The following is a 17,687-nucleotide window of genomic DNA, read 5'->3' as shown; positions in this document are numbered from 1 at the left end:
ACCACCGTAGCCGCCTTGCGCGCGCACCAGGTCGAGTTGGAGACGTGGTCTTCGCTGTTGCCCTTGGACGGGATGCTGTCGACGCTGCCCGGCATGGACAAGGTGCGGTTTTCCATCACCAGTGAACTCATCGAGCATTGCACCACCGGATAGCCGGTGTTGACGCCGCGCACGCCGCTCATCAGGTTGCGCGGCAAGCCCCACGACAGGGTCGGGTCGATCAGGCGCGCAATGCGGCGCTCGCAGATGCTGCCGAGATCGGTGATGGTCATCGCCAGCAAGTCCATCGCCTGCGCCAGGTACTGGCCGTGGAAATTGCCGCCGGAGATGATCTCGAAGCCGCCGCCTTCCGCTTCTTCTTTGCTGAAGATCAGCGGATTGTCGGTGGCGGAATTGATTTCCTTGTCGATGATGGTGTCGATGTAATCCAGCGCATCGAACACCGGGCCGTAGACCTGCGGCGCGCAGCGCAGCGAGTAGACGTCCTGGATCCGCGACGAGTACGGAATGTCGGTGCGGCGCGATTCGTCCGGCAGTTGCACCGAACGTGCTTCATGCGTGGTGCGGGTGGACCCCTTGAGCAAGGTGCGGATGACGGCGGCGGTCTTGATCTGGCCGGCGTGCGGACGCGCCTGCTGGATGCGTGGATCGAAGGCGGACATCTCGGCGCGCATGGCTTCCAGCGTCAGGCCCAGCGACAGGCAGGCGTCGGTCAGCAGGTTGCGCGAATCGTGCGCGGCCAGTACGGCAACAGCGAGAGAAACGGTGCAGCCGTTGATCAGGGCCGAGGCGTCCTTGGCCTTCAAATCGAACTTGACCGGACCGATGCCGGCCTTGGTGATGGCTTCGGGCGCGCTCATGCGCTTGCCCTGGTACATCACTTCGGCTTCGTCGAAACCGACAATCGCAGCCGCGAGGTAAGCCAGCGGCGCGAGGTCGCCGGAGGCCCCGACCGAACCCTTTTGCGGCATGATCGGATGGATGCCGGCATTGATGAAGTCCAGCAGGCGATCGACCACTTCCACGCGCGGCGCGGAGTAATTGCTGGCGAAGGCATTGGCCCGCAGCAGCATGGTGGCGCGGCTGACTTCTTCGGAGAACGGCTCGCCGATGCCGGCGCTGTGGGCCTTGATCAGCTGGGTCTGGAACAGCTCAATGTGTTCGACCTTGATGCGGGTGTCCTTCAGCAGGCCGACGCCGGTGTTGAAGCTGTACATCATGGGCGCTTCGTCGTGCATCCAGGTCGACTCGATGAAGTCGCGGCTCTGTTTCAGGGCGGTGCGCGAGGAGTCGGCGAGCGCGACCTTGGCGTAGGCGCCGTTGGTGCCGTTGGTGCCGGCGGCCACTCTGGAGACGCTGACGACTTGCGCAGCGGTGAGGTTGAAACCGTCGATGGTGATGGTGGTCATGAATATTCCTTGAATTTCTTTGTCGGTCGGATTACTTCGCGCCCGCTTCGAACCAGGCGCCGATCAGCGCGCGCTCTTCGTCGGTCATGTGCGTCATGTTGGCCAGCGGCATGTCCCTGGTCTGGACCGCGCGCTGGTACACCTTGGCGGCGTGCTGGCGGATCAGTTCCGGCGTTTGCAGCATCATGCCGGCCGGCGCCGTGGCGAAACCTGCCTGCGTCGGCTGTGCGGAGTGGCAGCTGGCGCAGCGCTGGGTGATGACTTCCTGCACGCGCGCAAAGTCTACGCCGCTTGCCGTGGCGGCGACAGGTACAGTTGCTCCGCTGTCCGCCGTTACACCCGCAGTCGCGGCTGGCGCAGTGACAATAGATGCTACCGGTACAGCGACAACCTTCGGCAACGGCTTCGGCGCAATCGCGATCGCCACGCCCAGCAACAACACGCAACCGGCAATCGGGAAACCGATCGAGACCTTGCCGGCATGGCGCAGGTTGAAGAAGTGACGGATCAGCACGCCGGCGGCCATGATCGCCGCCAGCACCAGCCAGCTGTACGCGTGGGTATAGGTCATCGCGTAGTGGTTGCTGATCATGATGAACAGGATAGGCAGCGTGAAGTAGTTGTTGTGCACGCTGCGCTGCTTGCCCTTCTTGCCGTAGATCGGGTCGGGCGACTTGCCTTCCTTCATGGCTTCCACCAGCTTGCGCTGGCCGGGGATGATCACCATCAGCACGTTGCCGACCATGATGGTGCCGATCATCGCGCCGACATGGATGTAGGCCGCGCGGCCGCTCAGCAGGTGCGTCAGCACATAGGCCACGGCGACGATGAAGACGAACATGACCGCGCCGAGCAGGCCTTCGCGTTTTCCCAGCGGCGATTTGCACAGCAGGTCGTAGACGATCCAGCCGAGCACCAGCGTGCCGAGGCCGACGCCGACCGATTGCAGGCCGGAGAGATCGGCAACCGACTTGTCGACCATCATGGCCGAGGCGTTGAAGTAATAGACGATGAACAGCATCGCGAAGCCGCTGATCCAGGTGGCGTAGGCTTCCCATTTGAACCAGTGCAGTTCTTCCGGCAATTCGGAAGGCGCGACCAGGTATTTTTGCGGGTTGTAGAAGCCGCCGCCGTGCACGGCCCACAATTCACCGGAGACACCCTTCTTGGCGAGGTCGCTGCCCGGCTTGGGAGGACGGATGGAATTGTCCAGCCAGACGAAATAGAACGAGGCGCCGATCCACGCAATCCCGGTGATCAGATGCAGCCAGCGCACCAGCAGATTGAGCCACTCGACGCCATACGATACGAACAATGCTTCCATGTCTTCCCCACGTTTGTTCCTCACCTGCCACTGCGGGCGCTCCAGGTGAGCGAGGCCGGGCCTCAGATCACAAAACGGTCGATCCGGCGCAATGCAAAACGCATGCTCCGGATAAATAAGAAGACTTGCGCAGAGCGTCTCCTGCCTCTGCGTAAATCCTCGTTACCTGCTGCCGCGACGACCTCGATGGCAATTGCCATCTGTTATTTTTTCTCAGTCGCAGCCTGCGCACGGAGGGTGCGACCGGGATGCTGGAACGATAAACGTGTTGGCGCTTTAAAACATTGCCAATCGCTTATATTTGACATACGCATATTCATATACAACAATGAGCAGGTTATGTGGGAAGCTCTATACGCCAAAAAATATAACCAGAGACCTTTCATAACATCAACAACGTGCGGCCACCCTCCACGGGTAAGAAGGCAGTCCAGCGCGCCCTGCGCAGACGCCCGCCTCGCTTTACCAGTTACCCGGAGACAATCATGTCCAGGCTGCCAGACCATCTCGATATCCACCTGATCCGCATTCTTTATCTGTTGCTGTGCGAAAAGAACGTCTCGCGCGTCGCCCTCAAGCTCAACCAGCCGCAGCCCTCGATCTCGGCCTCGCTGCGCAAGCTGCGCGAACTCACCGGCGATCCGCTGCTGGTGCGCGGCGCACGCGGCATGGTGCCGACCCAGCACGGCGAGAGCCTGCTCAAGCCGGCCAAGCGCATCCTCGATGAAACCGAGCGCTTGTTCGTGCCGAAAACCGCTTTCGTTCCGCAGGAAGAGGCGCGCACCTTCCACATCGCCGCACCCGATTACATGAACACGCCCTTCTTCACCGAGGTCATCGCCCGCCTGCGCCGCGAATCGCCCAAGAGCCATATCGTGATCCACGCGCTCGGACCGGAGACCGACTATGTGCGCCTGCTGTCGGATGGCGAACTCGACCTCGTCATCGCCAACTGGGACGAGCCGCCGCCGCACCTGCATTTGTCCAAACTGTTCGACGACCCCATCGTCTGCCTGATGCGCTCCGATTGCGCCTATGCCAAACGCACCGCCAAGGACGCCATGACCATCGAGGATTATCTGACCCTGCCGCACGCGGCGCCGTCGCAAATCTTGCCCGGCTATCACGGCACCATCGACACCTTCCTTGAGAAGCAGAACCTGCATCGCAACGTCGTGGTGGAGTCGGCGCACTTCCGCATGCTGCCCTACATGGTGGCGCAGACCGACCTGGTTCTGAGCGCCGGCCAGCAATTCGCCAGCTTCTATGAAAAGACCTTGTCGCTGAAGAGTTACAGCGTGCCGATCAAGTTTCCGCCGCTGCGTTTTTACCAGCTGTGGCATGAGCGCGTGCATCAGGCGACCGAGCATAAATGGCTGCGCGCGCAGGTCAGCGCCGCCGCCAAGATGCTTGTCAATTAAGGCTTCCAGGCAACATCGGCATCACGCTGCTTATATCCACATTCAGAAAACGAGTATTGGCTGACCTATATATCGGACTGAGCGATTTACTTTAGTATCGGCCCACAAGCCTGTACGGAGGATCCTGCTCAGAATCTGCATCCTTCTGCAAGGACTTGACGAGAGGCCGTCGCCGTCGCATCTGAAACCGGCAGCGGCCTCCATATAAAAACTTGGAGACAGCCATGACAACCCAAAGCCCTCAGGGTCACCCGGTAGACGAAAGACTGCCGATACTCAAACTCGCCGCGCTGGGCATGCAACACGTACTCGTGATGTATGCCGGCGCCATCGCAGTACCGCTCATCGTCGGCGGTGCCCTAAACCTGCCTAAATCCGAAATTGCCTACCTGATCAGCGCCGATCTGTTCTGCTGCGGCCTGGTCACCATCATTCAAAGCCTCGGCATCTGGAAGTTCGGCATCCGCATGCCGGTGATGATGGGAGTCACCTTCGCCGCCGTCGGGCCGATGGTCGCCATGGCCAACAATCCCTCCCTGAGCATCCTTCATATCTACGGGGCCGTCATCGCGTCAGGGATATTCTGCATCCTGGCGTCGCCCTACATGAGCAAGCTCATGCGCTACTTCCCGCCGGTGGTGACCGGCACCGTCATCACGGTGATCGGGGTATCGCTGATGGGCGTCGGCATCAACTGGGCGGCCGGCGGCCAACCCATCATCGGCAAGCTGGTCGACGGCGTCTTCGTCAAAATCCCGAATCCCGACTACGGCTCCCCGCTGAGCCTGGCGATTGCCGCCGTGGTCCTCGTCTCCATCCTGCTCATCACCAAATACGTCAAGGGCTTCATCGCCAATATCTCGGTGCTGATGGGCATGGTGGTCGGCTTCGTCATCGCCTTGTCGCTGGGCAAGATCAACTTTGACGGTCTCGGCGCAACGGAATGGTTCGCCGTGATCAAACCTTTCCACTACGGCTGGCCGCAATTCGACGTCGGCTCCATCATCAGCATGTGCCTGGTCATGATCGTCACCATGATCGAATCGACCGGCATGTTCATGGCGCTGGGCGACATCGTCGAGAAGAAGGTCGACGACAAGACACTGGCGCGCGGCCTGCGCGTGGACGGTCTCGGCACGGTGATCGGCGGCGTCTTCAATACCTTCCCGTACACCTCGTTCTCGCAGAACGTCGGTCTGGTCGGCGTCACCGGCATCCGCAGCCGCTATGTCTGCGTGGCTGCCGGCGTAATCCTGGCGGCGTTCGGCCTGTTCCCCAAAATGGCGCACGTGGCCGCATCGATCCCGCAATTCGTGCTGGGCGGGGCCGGCATCGTGATGTTCGGCATGGTGGCGGCGACCGGGATCAAGATCCTGGCCAAGGTCGACTTCAACACCAACCGCAACAACCTGTTCATCGTCGCCATCAGCATCGGCGTGGGCATGATCCCGATCGTGGCGCCGACCTTCTTTGACAAGATGCCGGGCTTCTTGTCCACTATCTTCCATAGTGGCATATTGCTTGCATCCACCATGGCGGTCGTGTTGAATGTATTCTTCAACGGCCGCGGCAACGACGAAGAAGTCGCCGGTTATGCACTGGCGGCGGCACAGAGTTCCGATCATTAACACTTGAAGTACGACAGGACGGGGCACCGTCCTGTCAAAGCAGTCAGCAACCATCCGTATTTATTGGCACCTATCGGCAACAGCTATCACGATGACCACACTAGAACAATTGAACGGCAGCGCCGCGCGCGACGTACCGGCTTTCGTCAACACCCTGCACGGGATCTATGAGCATTCGCCGTGGATTCCCGAACGCGCAGCGAAACTCGGCCCTTTCGCCAACATCACGGCCCTGAAACAGGCGCTGCAAAGCGTGGTCACCGGCGCCGACCGCGCAGAGCAACTGGGCCTGATCCGCGCCCACCCCGAGCTGGCAGGCAAAGCCGCCATCGCCGGCGAACTGACCGCCGAGTCGACCGGCGAGCAAGCCAAGGCCGGCCTCAACCTGTGCACGCCGGAAGAATTCGCCACGCTGCAAAAACTCAACGGCGACTACAACGCCAGGTTCGGCTTCCCCTTCATCCTCGCGGTGAAAGGTGCCACCGGCAAGGGCCTGACGCGCCAGCAAATCATCACCACCTTCACCCGCCGCCTGCGCAACCAGCCCGAAGACGAACTGCGCGAAGCGCTGCGTCAGATCGGCCGCATTGCCGAAATGCGCATCAACGACCTGCTCGGCCATACCCCGGCCATTGGCGCCGCCATCATGGAATGGGCCGAAGAAATCGGCGCCTGGAGCGAAGACGAAGGCGCCCTGACCTGCACCTACATGACCGACGCCCATCGCCGCACCGCCGACCAGATCGCCCACTGGATGCGCGAAGCCGGCATGCACGCGCACATCGACGCGGTCGGCAACGTGGTCGGCCGCTACCTCTCGACCGACCCGCAAGCCAAGACATTGATGACCGGCTCGCACTACGACACGGTGCGCAACGGCGGCAAGTACGACGGCCGCGAAGGCATCCTGCTGCCGATCGCCATCGTCAAGCACCTGCATGAAAAAGGCGAGACCCTGCCCTTCCATTTTGAAATCATCGGTTTCTCGGAAGAAGAAGGCGTGCGCTTCAAGAGCACCTTCCTGGGCAGCAACGCCATCATCGGCCAGTTCGACCTCAACCTGCTCAACCTCACCGACCGCGACGGCGTCAGCATGCGCGACGTGCTCACGCAGGCCGGCCACGACGTCACCGCAATTCCACGGATCGCACGCGACCCGTCCGACCTGCTCGGCTACGTCGAAGTCCACATCGAACAAGGCCCGGTCCTGCTCAACCGCGACCTTCCGGTCGGCATCGTCACCTCGATTGCCGGCAGCTCGCGCTACCTGGTCAACCTCAAAGGCGTCGCCAGCCACGCCGGCACCACGCCGATGAACATGCGCAAGGACGCCGCCGCTGCCGCCGCAGAAATCATCCTCTACGTCGAGCAGCGTTGCGGCGAAGACCAGCACGCCTCGCTGGTCGGCACGGTAGGCCAGCTGCAAGTCCCGAACGGTTCCACCAACGTCATCCCCGGCGCGTGCACGCTGTCGCTCGACATCCGCGCCGCCGCCGATGACGTACGCGATGCGGCAGTCGCCGACGTCTTGAAAAAGATCGAAGAAATCTGCCAACGCCGCAGCGTCGACGTCACCATCGAAAAGACCGTCTCCGCCCCGGCTGCCCCATGTGCACGCTGGCTGATGAACCAACTGGCCGCCGCCACCGAACGCGCCGGCGTCAAACCATTCGAACTCGCCTCCGGCGCAGGTCACGACGCCATGACAATCGCCAAGATGACCGACGTCGCCATGCTGTTCACACGCTGCGGCAACGGCGGCATCAGCCACAATCCGTTGGAGACGATGACGGCGGATGATGCAGAGGTGTCGGCGCAGATCCTGCTGGATTTCTTGCGGAATTTTAAGGCGAAGGTTTAGGCAGTAACGAGTTCACCCGAGCAGAAAAGCACGATGCCGAAGGCGAGCCAACCAAGGCAATGCGAAGCGAGCCGAAAAAAGAATTCCGCTTATGAGTCGCCGTTGGNNNCGTGCTCAAATCGGATAAAGAAGGGAAACTTGTCTGAGCGCAGCGAGTTTGTTTCCCTTCCCGATTTGAGTGCGGCGCCAACGGGAACCTCGCAAAGCGAGGCGGCGAATCGTTGCGTTGGAGCAGTGCTCCAACCCTTTCTTTGCTTACTTTCTTTGGCGGAGCAAAGAAAGTGAGTAGCCGCCGGGCTACCCCCGGCAGGGTTGATCGAAGAGCGAACAGCATCAACAACCAACACGCGCAACAAAAAAGAAACAATCAACAAAGCCAGGCAAAGCGTTAATAGGGTTTAAAAGGGACTCCACTATCACCGGCGCCGAATCAACACCCAACACCAAACACAACCCAGTGAGTCCCAAATGACCAAAACCCTATTGATCAAAAACGCCACCGTCGTAGTAACAATGAACGACACCAGAGAAGAAATCAAAAACGGCGCCCTCTTCATCCGCAACAACATCATCGAACAAGTAGGCCAAACCGCCGACCTCCCCCAAACCGCCGACGAAATCATTGACGCAAGCAACCACGTGGTGCTGCCCGGCCTGATCAACACCCACCACCACATGTACCAAAGCCTCACGCGCGTGATCCCCGCCGCGCAAGACGGCGAACTGTTCAACTGGCTCACCAACCTCTATCCGATCTGGGCCGGCCTGACGCCGGAAATGATCAAGGTCTCCACGCTCACCGCGATGGCCGAACTGATCCTCTCCGGCTGCACCACCAGCAGCGACCACCTCTACATCTACCCGAACAAGACCCGCCTCGACGACAGCCTCGAAGCCGCCCAGGAAATCGGCATGCGCTTCCACGGCGCGCGCGGCGCGATGAGCGTCGGCCAGTCGAAAGGCGGCCTGCCGCCGGACCGCGTGGTCGAAGACGAGAACGACATCCTGCGCGATACGCAACGCCTGATCGAGACCTACCACGACCACAGCCGCCACGCCATGCAACGCATCGTGGTCGCGCCCTGTTCACCGTTCTCGGTCTCGCGCGACCTCATGCGCGAGGCCGCCAACATGGCGCGCAGCTACAAGGTCTCGCTGCACACCCACCTCGCCGAAAACGTCAACGACATCGCCTACAGCCGCGAGAAATTCAGCATGACCCCGGCCGAATACGCCGAAGACTGCGGCTGGGTCGGCCACGACGTCTGGCATGCGCACTGCGTCCAGCTCGACGACCACGGCATCGACCTGTTCGCACGCACCGGCACCGGCGTGGCGCACTGCCCCTGCTCCAACATGCGCCTGGCCTCCGGCATCGCCCCGATCCGCAAGATGATCGCCGCAGGTGTGCCGGTTGGCCTCGGCGTCGACGGCAGCGCTTCCAACGACGGTGCCCACATGCTCGGTGAAGTGCGCCAGGCCATGCTGCTGCAACGCGTCGGTTTCGGCCCGGACGCCATGACCGCACGGCAGGCGCTGGAAATCGCCACGCTGGGCGGCGCCAAGGTATTGAACCGCGACGACATCGGCGCACTGAAGCCGGGCATGTCGGCCGACGTGGCGATGTTCAAGCTGGATCAGATCGGTTTCGCCGGCGCGCTGCACGACCCGGTCGCGGCGCTGGTGTTCTGCACGCCGGCCAACGTGTCCTACAGCATCATCAACGGTCGCGTGATCGTGCGCGAAGGTCAATGCACAACGATCGATCTCGGATCAGTCATTGAGCGCCATAACGCGCTGGCATTTGAACTGGCCGATGCAGCGAACTGACATGCAGTAAGCAGCAAGCACTAATAATTAAAAAAAAGAACGACATTCCGGCCCGCTCCACCCGAGCAGCCCGGAATGTTTTGCCATGCGCCGTCGACATAATTGCACGGCGGAAATGCTTGAAATTGATGGCATGAGAATTGCCTTTTAGGTAACGCCACACATGACTGGCGCAACGTTTCGCAGTCCACTGAACAGCAAAGGTATCCCCATGAAAATCGCCAACATGAAAATCGGCCAACGCCTCGCCATCGGCTTCGGCATCGTGATCGTCCTGCTGGTCGCCATCACGGCGCTCAGCAATATGCAACTGGGCCGCCTCAACGACGGCATCAACCTGATCACCAAGGACCGCTACCCCAAGACCGTGCTGGCCAACACCATCCAGATCCAGGTCAACAAGATCGCCCTCGACATCCGCGACATCATGCTGACCAGCGATGCCGACAAGATCAAATTCCTGGTCGGCGACGCCACCGCCGCCGACAAGAAGATGAACGAAAGTCTCGCGCAAATGCAAACGATTGCAAAGACCGACGAAGACAAGCGTTACGTCAAGGACGCCATGACCGCGCGCGACGCCTACCTCCCCGTGCGCGACGGCCTCCTGAAGCTGGCTCTCGCCGGCCAGGTCGAGGAAGCCAAGGCTTACCTGCCGCAACAGTTCATGCCGCTGCAGATCAAATACTTCATCGCGCTCGACGCCATGTTCGACTACCAGGGCGGCCTGATGGACGCCGCCGGCGACAAGGCCGGCGCGGAATCAGGCAGCGCCCGCATGATCATCAACACGCTCGCGGCCATCACCTTGCTGCTGTCCGCCGCCGTCGCCTGGCTGGTCTCGCGCAGCATCACGCGGCCGCTGACCGAAGCAGTCGACGTCGCCCGCCGCGTGGCAGACGGCGACCTCACCACCAAAGTCGAAGTCAAATCCACCGACGAAACCGGCCAGCTCATGTCCGCGCTGCAAACCATGAACGGCAACCTCTACAACATCGTCAGCCAGGTGCGCCAGGGCACCGACACCATCGCCACGGCGTCGAGTGAAATCGCCACCGGCAACATGGATCTCTCGGCACGCACCGAACAGCAAGCCGGCTCGCTGGAAGAAACCGCCTCCGCCATGGAAGAACTCACCTCCACCGTCCGGCAAAACGCCGACAACGCGCGCCAGGCCAACCAACTTGCCGTATCCGCATCCAGCGTCGCCGTCGACGGCGGCACCGTGGTCGGCAAGGTGGTCGACACCATGAGCTCGATCAACGATTCGTCGCGCAAGATCGTCGACATCATCGGCGTAATCGACGGTATCGCCTTCCAGACCAACATCCTCGCATTGAACGCGGCAGTGGAAGCCGCCCGCGCCGGCGAACAGGGCCGCGGCTTTGCGGTGGTCGCCAGCGAAGTACGCAGCCTGGCCCAGCGCAGCGCCGCCGCCGCCAAGGAAATCAAGATCCTCATCGACGACTCCGTCGCCAAGGTCGACACCGGCAGCAAGCTGGTCGAGCAAGCCGGCACCACCATGACCGAAGTCGTCGCCAGCGTAAAACGAGTAACGGATATCGTCGGCGAAATCAGCGCCGCCAGCCAGGAACAAAGCCAGGGCATCGACGAAGTCGGCCGCGCCATCACCAGCATCGACGAAACCACGCAGCAGAACGCCGCGCTGGTGGAGCAGTCTGCCGCCGCCGCGCAATCGCTGCAGGATCAGGCCGCGAAACTGATGCAACTGGTGAGCGTGTTCAAGCTGGACCAGCAGGTTGCCGGAGCGGAGTCCACTTCTGCACGGAAGACGGCGGCGATTGACGTCACACCACGGCCAGTGCAACTGAAGCAGATGAAGAAACCGGCTGCGGCTGTCGCTGCCGTGCCTGCATTGGCGCCGGCTTCCAGGCCGGTTGCAGCGACAGTCGGCAAGGATGACGACTGGGAACAGTTCTGATGCATTGATCATCCTTGCCGCCGGCAATGCATGATGGGTAGCAGATTCAGCAAATAAAAAAGCGGCGCGTCAGTGACAGACGCGCCGCTTTTTCATTCCGTGATTACAATACGCCGATCCCAACGCGACGAAGATGCGGCGACCATGAACCACACACAACTCAAAAAATTCTGCGGCGATCTACCGGCCGTGACCTCACACCTCGCCTTGCCGCCATCCAATATCCTGGTGTATTCCATCGGCGAAAAAAACTTCGCCTGGTTCAAGACCAGCGATCCCGAAAAATGGCGCTTCAGCTTCCGCGTCAGCCCCGAGCGCTTCATCGAACTGACCGACATGCCGGGCATCAAGCCGGCGCGCTACATGGCGCGGTTTCACTGGATCACGATTGTGGATGTGCGGATGATGCCGGAGGAGTATTTGAAGGAGCTGGTGCAGTGGGCTTATGAGAAGGCGTTGGCGGGCTTGAGTGTGAAGCGGCGCAAAGCCTTGTTTGATGGGACATGATTCTTACCGAAACAGCATTGCTTGATGGGAGGCTATTCTTTTTCTCAACTTTGACTTAATATCTTCTCACTAAAAAATGAGCAGATTGGTTACATAACCAACACTCGCTTGCAAGCTGCCAATAAAACATACATGCTTACTTCGGGGAAATTAAAGGGGAATGACATCGGCTTGATGTCGCGCTCGATCCTTCCCGCATCCTTCTCGGTATTTTCTAATCGTATCCACCTTCTTCCTCTGCGCGTCGGCGTCTTCGCCATTGCTCGCTGCCTGCTGTCGCTTCGGATTTCCTCCTCTCCTGTATCGCTGCAGAATTGCCCGGACTCGCGATAAAAGTCTTCCCACCACCTGAAAGCTTCACATGAAATTAGCGTCACTGTCCTTGATCGTCGCCGCCACCCTGCTCACAGGATGCGCATACAATGCCTCCCCTTACGGCGCTTCGGTGCAAAACGTGGATGCAATCAAAGCAGCAGGCATCAAGCCTGTTGCCGTTGAAAAATTCCAATCATCCAAACCCGGACTTACATCGATTACCTGCCGTGCCGCCGGCCCTGTGACAGTGGTCCCGAGCTTCGAGACATACATCGAGAAAGCACTCATCGACGAGCTGAAGCTTGCCGGCGCATATGATGCGGCCTCCCCCCTCAAACTGTCCGGAAAACTGGAAGAAGTCGATTTCAGCTCCGGCATGACTGACGGAAAGTGGCTGTTTACACTGACGCTCTCGAACAGCAGGAATGACAGTTTCACCACCAAGTCGACGATGAATTTCTCCGGCAGCTTCGTTGCCGACAAGGCTTGCCAGGAAGTCGCCCAGGCATTCGGCCCTGCCGTCCAGCAGTTGATTCGTGATGTGATCAAGAATCCGCAATTCAAAAAGCTGGCAAACTGAGCCGGCTAAAACCGATGGTCGGCACGCCGGCCATCGGTGACGGCACGCCTGCTGCCAAGTCAGCGAACATTGGAGATAGATTGAAATGAAGAAACTGCTTTCCCGACTTGTACTGTTGAGCAGCGTTGTCATATTGACGGCCTGTGCTCCGTTCAAAACTGCGATCCCGGACGGCTATGCCGGTCCGACGGCGGTGCTGAAGGATTCGGCAACCGTCATGAGCACTAGCAAGGCTGACATGTATTACGCGCTCACCGTCGACGGCAACAACATCGACAACATGCGCTTCAAGACCCGGCGCCAGAATGAAGGTCGCGGCATGATGATGAACGTCGTGGAAGCAGAGCGAAAAATTCCGGCCAGAGAAACAAAAGTATCTGTCGCTGCCCGCACCATCTACGCCGCACCGATTCTTGCCATGGCCGGCACGGTGTATCAGGTGACAGGAGATATCGTCTTCACGCCCGAACCGAACAAGGTCTATGTCCTGCGCGGTGCTCTTGATGAATCCTATTCCGCGGTTTGGATTGAAGAAGAAGTGACCAAGACGGTCGTTGGTGAAAAGGTTGAAATCAAGGGTTCGGCCAAGCTGGGATTTTTTGAGAAATAAAAAGCTGTTTTGAAGAAAAAATAAAACACGCTACATCACAACCGGGGGAGACTTATGGCACTGTTAGATTTCCACGACGCATTAGAAGAAGCTAAAAACGTCGGCCCTCTCCATATTCTCCTTGGGAACGGCTTCAGCATCGCATGTCGACCGAATATTTTTGCGTATGGAAAACTCTTTGAGCAAGCGAACTTCGAGAACATTTCAAAAACTGCTCGCCTAGGATTCCAAGCTCTCAATACACAAGACTTTGAAAAAGTCATTAAAGCACTTCAGGACGCAAATAAACTTGTTTCGACCTACATAGGTCCCCAAGAATTGGCCGAGCAACTTGCTCAAGATGCGGCAGGATTGCGAGAGCTATTAGTTCAGACAATTGCTGCCACACATCCAGCTTGGCCAGGAGAAATATCGGAGGAAGAATATCAGGCATGTCGCGAATTTCTTGCAAACTTTAAGACTATCTACACTCTGAACTACGACCTCCTACTATATTGGGTACAAATGCACGTCCCCCAAGGAGAACGTCCAAAATCTGATGATGGGTTCAGAAAACCACCAGACGATTTTGAGTCATCTTATGTAGTCTGGGAACCTAGTCAAAGTCACGAACAAGATATGTGGTTCCTCCACGGTGCGCTGCATGTTTTCGATTCTGGTATTGAGATCAAGAAATACACTTGGAATAACACCGGTGTTCGTTTGATTAATCAAATTCGGGATGCTTTGAATAAAAATCTGTTTCCCATATTTGTTTCAGAGGGAACGAGCAACGAAAAATATGAACGAGTAAGACACAACGACTACTTGGCGAAAGCCTATAGAAGCTTTTCCGCGATACAAGGGACTCTTTTCATTTTTGGCCATTCGTTGGCCGAGAACGATGACCACTACCTCCGCTGCATAAAACGAGGAAAAATTGCCAAGCTCTATGTTGGGTTATATGGAGACCCAAATACTGAGGCAAATAAATTCATCATGCGTCGGGCAGATCAATTAGCAGAGGGACGCTCCGCAAAAAGGCCGCTCGCGGTTGCCTATTTCGACGCGTCTACCGCGAGAGTGTGGGGAAGATAGTTACCCCCACACCTCCGCCAACCTCAACAAATTAGTACTCCCCGGCTGCCCAAAGGGCATGCCGGCGGTGATCGCGATCTGGTCGCCCTTCTTTGCAAATCCTTCCTTCAATGCCGTCTGGCATGCGGCGCTGACCATTTCGCTTTCGTTGTGGATCTGGTCGCTGATCGTTGAATGCACGCCCCATACCAACGCCAACTTGCGCGCAGTCGCAATCTTCGGCGTGATGCTCAGGATCGGCGCCATCGGGCGTTCGCGGGCGGCGCGCAGGCTGGTGTGGCCGGAGCTGGTGTAGGTCACGGTGGCGGTGGCGCCGACGATGCGGGTGACGTCGCGCAAGGCGGAGCAGATCGCGTCGGAGCTATTGGATTCTGGCGTCTCCTGCTGGGCGTCGAGCATGTTGCGGTAGAGCGGGTCGCGTTCGACTTCGCTGATGACGCGGTCCATCATGGCGACGGCTTGCAGCGGGTAGCTGCCGTTGGCGGATTCGGCCGACAGCATGACGGCGTCGGAGCCGTCGTAAATGGCGGCGGCGACGTCGGAGACTTCGGCACGGGTCGGCACGGGACTCGTGATCATCGACTCCAGCATTTGCGTGGCGATGACGATGGGACGACCGTGCTGGCGGCAGACGCGCAGGATGCGCTTTTGCGTGCCGGGCACGCGCTCGGGCGGCAGCTCCACGCCGAGGTCGCCGCGCGCGACCATGATGGCGTCGGAGGCCTGGATGATTTCATCGAGGCGGTCGAGTGCCGCGGGCTTTTCCAGTTTGGACAGGACCGCGGCGCGGCCGTTGATCAGGGCGCGGGCTTCGTGCACGTCTTCGGGGCGCTGGACGAAGGACAGCGCGATCCAGTCGACGCCGAGTTCCAGGGCGAAGGCCAGGTCGCGTTTGTCTTTCTCGGTCAGGGCGGGAATCGGCAGCACGGCGTCGGGTACGTTGACACCCTTACGATCGGACAAGGCGCCGCCGTTGATGACCCTGGTGCTGATGCGCTGGCCATCGCTGTCGAGCACTTGCAGGCGCAGCTTGCCGTCGTCGAGCAGCAGCGACTGGCCGGCGGCGATGACTTCGAACAACTCGGCATGCGGCAGGCAGACGCGGGTGTTGTCGCCGGGCGTGGTGTCGCGGTCGAGGATGAACTCCTGCCCCGCTTCCAACTGGACCTTCCCCTCGGCGAACTGGCCGACACGCAGCTTGGGGCCTTGCAGGTCGGCGAGGATGGCGATCGGACGACCGACTTCTCTTTCGACGGCGCGCACGATTTCAAAACGGGCGTGATGGTCGGCGTGGGTGCCGTGACTGAAGTTGAAGCGAAACACATCGGCGCCGGCTTCGAACAGCGCTTTGATCATTTCTTTGGTGGCGCTGGCGGGGCCGAGTGTGGCTACGATTTTTGCCTGGCGTTGACGTCGCATGGACGGTCTCCTTGATGTTGTTAGTGTTGTTGGTGCACGGCCTCGATGTTCCTACAGGATCAGGATGGCGCGGAAGTCATTGACGTTGGTGCGGGTCGGGCCGCTGACGACAAGGTCGCCGAGCGCGCTGAAGAAACCGTAGCCGTCGTTGTTCTCCAGCAGTGCCTTCGGATTGAGGCCGAGTTCTGCGGCGCGCTTCATGGAGTCGGGTTGATAGATGGCGCCGGCGTTGTCTTCGGAGCCGTCGATGCCGTCGGTGTCGCAGGCTATCGCGTGCATGCCGGGTGCGCCGTTGAGTGCATTGGCGAGACTGAGCAGGAATTCCGCATTGCGCCCGCCGCGACCGCTGCCGCGCACGGTAACGGTAGTTTCACCGCCGGAGATCAGCACGCAGGGTTTCTTGAACGGCTGGTCGTACCGGGCGATCTGCCTGGCGATGGCGGCGTGCGCGAGACCGATGTCGCGCGCTTCGCCCTCCATGTCGTCGGACAGGATGTAGGGCGTGACGCCGACGGCGCGTGCCGCTGTCGCCGCAGCCTGCAAGGCTTGCTGGGCGGTGGCGATGACGTGGTGTTCGTTTTCTTTGAGACGTTCATCGCCGGGCTTGGGGGTTTCGCCGATGCCGGACTCCAGATGCGCTTGCACCGATGGCGGAACGTCGATCTTGTATTTACGCAGCACCGCCAATGCCTCGGCGCAGGTGGTGGCGTCGGGCAAGGTCGGGCCGCTGGCGACGATGCCGGGGTCGTCGCCGGGAATGTCGGAGATCATCAGCGTCACCACGCGCGCCGGCGCACAGGCCAGGGCGAGGCGGCCGCCTTTGATGGCCGAGAGATGTTTGCGTACGCAGTTCATTTCAAAGATGTTGGCGCCGCTGTTGAGCAGGGCTTTGTTGATGGCCTGCTTTTGTGCGAGGGTGATGCCTTCGGCCGGGAGGGCGAGCAATGCGGAGCCGCCGCCGGAGATCAGGCAGAGGACCAGGTCGTCCTTGGTGAGGCCGTTGGCCATGGCCAGCATGCGGGCGGCGGCCTGGCGGCCGGCTTCGTCGGGGACTGGGTGGGAGGCTTCGACGACTTCGATTTGTTTGCAGTCGGCGCCGTGGCCGTATCTGGTGACTACCAGTCCTGATATTTTTCCGGGCCAGTGCTGCTCTACTGTCTTGGCCATGGCTGCTGCGCCTTTGCCTGCGCCTATGACGATGGTGCGGCCAGTTTTTGGCGGTTCGGGCAGGAAGGATGGGAGGGACTTTTCTGCGCTTACTGCGGAGACGGCGGCGGTGTAGAGGTCGAGGAGAAATTGGCTAGGGTTGTTCAGCATGCTGTTGTTTCCTTTTGTTCCGACTCTCGGTCGGTGGCAATTGATTTTGGTCTCTCTTCGATCAACCCTGCCGGGGGTAGCCCGGCGGCTACTCACTTTCTTTGCTTCGCCAAAGAAAGTAAGCAAAGAAAGGCGACCGCGGTTCGCAGCCCCCTTCGGGGGTTCCCGGCGTCGGCAGGCACAAATCGGGAGGGGAAATAAACTCGCTGCGCTCAGACAAATTTCCCCTCTTTATCCGATTTGCACCTACCGCCACCGGCTACTCTCAAGCGGGAATTCCAGACTGGCTCGCTGCGCATCGCCAGGGGACGGAGATGGAGCGACGGTCGAAGTTCTTCGCAACCGCTCAAAAAAGACCACGAATGAAAATCACGATGCCGCAGGCGAGCCAACCAAGGCAATGCGAAGCGAGCCGAAAAAAGAATTCCGCTTATGAGTCGCCGTTGG

Annotated in this window: 13 protein-coding genes; 9 read left to right on the top strand and 4 right to left on the bottom strand. The window is 59.7% G+C overall.

All coding sequences use genetic code 11. The annotated features are described in order from the left end of the window. A partial coding sequence (locus DXT88_RS21640; RefSeq protein WP_265216005.1) for an HAL/PAL/TAL family ammonia-lyase occupies nt 1-1,409 on the bottom strand: 1,409 nt, incomplete at its 3' end. Nucleotides 1,410-1,440: 31 nt separating this feature from the next. Further along, entirely contained in the window at nt 1,441-2,733 is a 1,293-nt protein-coding gene (locus DXT88_RS21635) for a urate hydroxylase PuuD (RefSeq protein WP_265216004.1), read from the bottom strand. A 485-nt stretch (nt 2,734-3,218) separates the two neighbouring features. On the opposite strand from DXT88_RS21635, the gene DXT88_RS21630 reads away from it, so the two are divergent. The 9 genes from DXT88_RS21630 to DXT88_RS21590 all read left to right on the top strand — a co-directional run bounded on the left by DXT88_RS21630 (nt 3,219) and on the right by DXT88_RS21590 (nt 14,504). After that, complete coding sequence (locus DXT88_RS21630; RefSeq protein WP_016833487.1) at nt 3,219-4,154, top strand: LysR substrate-binding domain-containing protein; 936 nt, start codon at nt 3,219-3,221, stop codon at nt 4,152-4,154. Nucleotides 4,155-4,378: 224 nt separating this feature from the next. Then, a complete protein-coding gene (locus DXT88_RS21625; protein ID WP_029363276.1) occupies nt 4,379-5,782 on the top strand; it encodes a nucleobase:cation symporter-2 family protein in 1,404 nt (467 codons plus the stop codon). A gap of 91 nt (nt 5,783-5,873) precedes the next feature. Further along, a complete protein-coding gene (locus DXT88_RS21620; protein WP_265216003.1) occupies nt 5,874-7,643 on the top strand; it encodes an allantoate amidohydrolase in 1,770 nt (589 codons plus the stop codon). A gap of 468 nt (nt 7,644-8,111) precedes the next feature. Next, a complete protein-coding gene (locus DXT88_RS21615; RefSeq protein WP_265216002.1) occupies nt 8,112-9,473 on the top strand; it encodes an 8-oxoguanine deaminase in 1,362 nt (453 codons plus the stop codon). A 211-nt stretch (nt 9,474-9,684) separates the two neighbouring features. Next, entirely contained in the window at nt 9,685-11,415 is a 1,731-nt protein-coding gene (locus DXT88_RS21610; protein WP_265216001.1) for a methyl-accepting chemotaxis protein, read from the top strand. A 144-nt stretch (nt 11,416-11,559) separates the two neighbouring features. Further along, nucleotides 11,560-11,922 (top strand): MmcQ/YjbR family DNA-binding protein, encoded by a 363-nt coding sequence (locus tag DXT88_RS21605; RefSeq protein WP_265216000.1) that lies wholly within the window; start codon nt 11,560-11,562, stop codon nt 11,920-11,922. 361 nt (nt 11,923-12,283) lie between these two features. Next, a complete protein-coding gene (locus DXT88_RS21600) occupies nt 12,284-12,817 on the top strand; it encodes a hypothetical protein (protein ID WP_265215999.1) in 534 nt (177 codons plus the stop codon). Between the two features lie 85 nt (nt 12,818-12,902). Next, nucleotides 12,903-13,427 carry a hypothetical protein gene (locus DXT88_RS21595; protein WP_265215998.1) on the top strand — a complete coding sequence of 175 codons (525 nt, stop codon included), beginning with the start codon at nt 12,903-12,905 and terminating at the stop codon, nt 13,425-13,427. A 54-nt stretch (nt 13,428-13,481) separates the two neighbouring features. Continuing rightward, complete coding sequence (locus tag DXT88_RS21590) at nt 13,482-14,504, top strand: DUF4917 family protein (protein WP_265215997.1); 1,023 nt, start codon at nt 13,482-13,484, stop codon at nt 14,502-14,504. Here the strand turns inward: DXT88_RS21590 and pyk are convergent, their stop codons facing one another. Beyond that, nucleotides 14,505-15,923, bottom strand: a complete 1,419-nt coding sequence (gene pyk, locus DXT88_RS21585) for a pyruvate kinase (protein ID WP_265215996.1) — start codon at nt 15,921-15,923, stop codon at nt 14,505-14,507. 51 nt (nt 15,924-15,974) lie between these two features. Beyond that, the gene (locus tag DXT88_RS21580) at nt 15,975-17,240 is read right to left on the bottom strand and encodes a glycerate kinase type-2 family protein (RefSeq protein WP_265215995.1); all 1,266 of its coding nucleotides are present in this window, start codon (nt 17,238-17,240) and stop codon (nt 15,975-15,977) included. Between the last annotated feature and the right edge of the window lie 447 nt (nt 17,241-17,687).

This window comes from Herbaspirillum lusitanum (genome assembly GCF_026127345.1).
GTDB classification, from domain to species: domain Bacteria; phylum Pseudomonadota; class Gammaproteobacteria; order Burkholderiales; family Burkholderiaceae_D; genus Herbaspirillum; species Herbaspirillum lusitanum.
The sequence above is the reverse complement of the archived record's forward strand: the minus strand, read 5'-3'. Positions and strand labels throughout refer to the sequence as shown.

Coding starts and splice junctions, on each gene's coding strand:
- DXT88_RS21630 (WP_016833487.1), top strand. CDS start 3,219: ATGTCCAGGCTGCCAGACCATCTCGATATCCACCTGATCCGCATTCTT.
- DXT88_RS21605 (WP_265216000.1), top strand. CDS start 11,560: ATGAACCACACACAACTCAAAAAATTCTGCGGCGATCTACCGGCCGTG.
- DXT88_RS21610 (WP_265216001.1), top strand. CDS start 9,685: ATGAAAATCGCCAACATGAAAATCGGCCAACGCCTCGCCATCGGCTTC.
- DXT88_RS21580 (WP_265215995.1), bottom strand. CDS start 17,240: ATGCTGAACAACCCTAGCCAATTTCTCCTCGACCTCTACACCGCCGCC.
- DXT88_RS21635 (WP_265216004.1), bottom strand. CDS start 2,733: ATGGAAGCATTGTTCGTATCGTATGGCGTCGAGTGGCTCAATCTGCTG.
- DXT88_RS21600 (WP_265215999.1), top strand. CDS start 12,284: ATGAAATTAGCGTCACTGTCCTTGATCGTCGCCGCCACCCTGCTCACA.
- DXT88_RS21625 (WP_029363276.1), top strand. CDS start 4,379: ATGACAACCCAAAGCCCTCAGGGTCACCCGGTAGACGAAAGACTGCCG.
- pyk (WP_265215996.1), bottom strand. CDS start 15,923: ATGCGACGTCAACGCCAGGCAAAAATCGTAGCCACACTCGGCCCCGCC.
- DXT88_RS21615 (WP_265216002.1), top strand. CDS start 8,112: ATGACCAAAACCCTATTGATCAAAAACGCCACCGTCGTAGTAACAATG.
- DXT88_RS21590 (WP_265215997.1), top strand. CDS start 13,482: ATGGCACTGTTAGATTTCCACGACGCATTAGAAGAAGCTAAAAACGTC.
- DXT88_RS21620 (WP_265216003.1), top strand. CDS start 5,874: ATGACCACACTAGAACAATTGAACGGCAGCGCCGCGCGCGACGTACCG.
- DXT88_RS21595 (WP_265215998.1), top strand. CDS start 12,903: ATGAAGAAACTGCTTTCCCGACTTGTACTGTTGAGCAGCGTTGTCATA.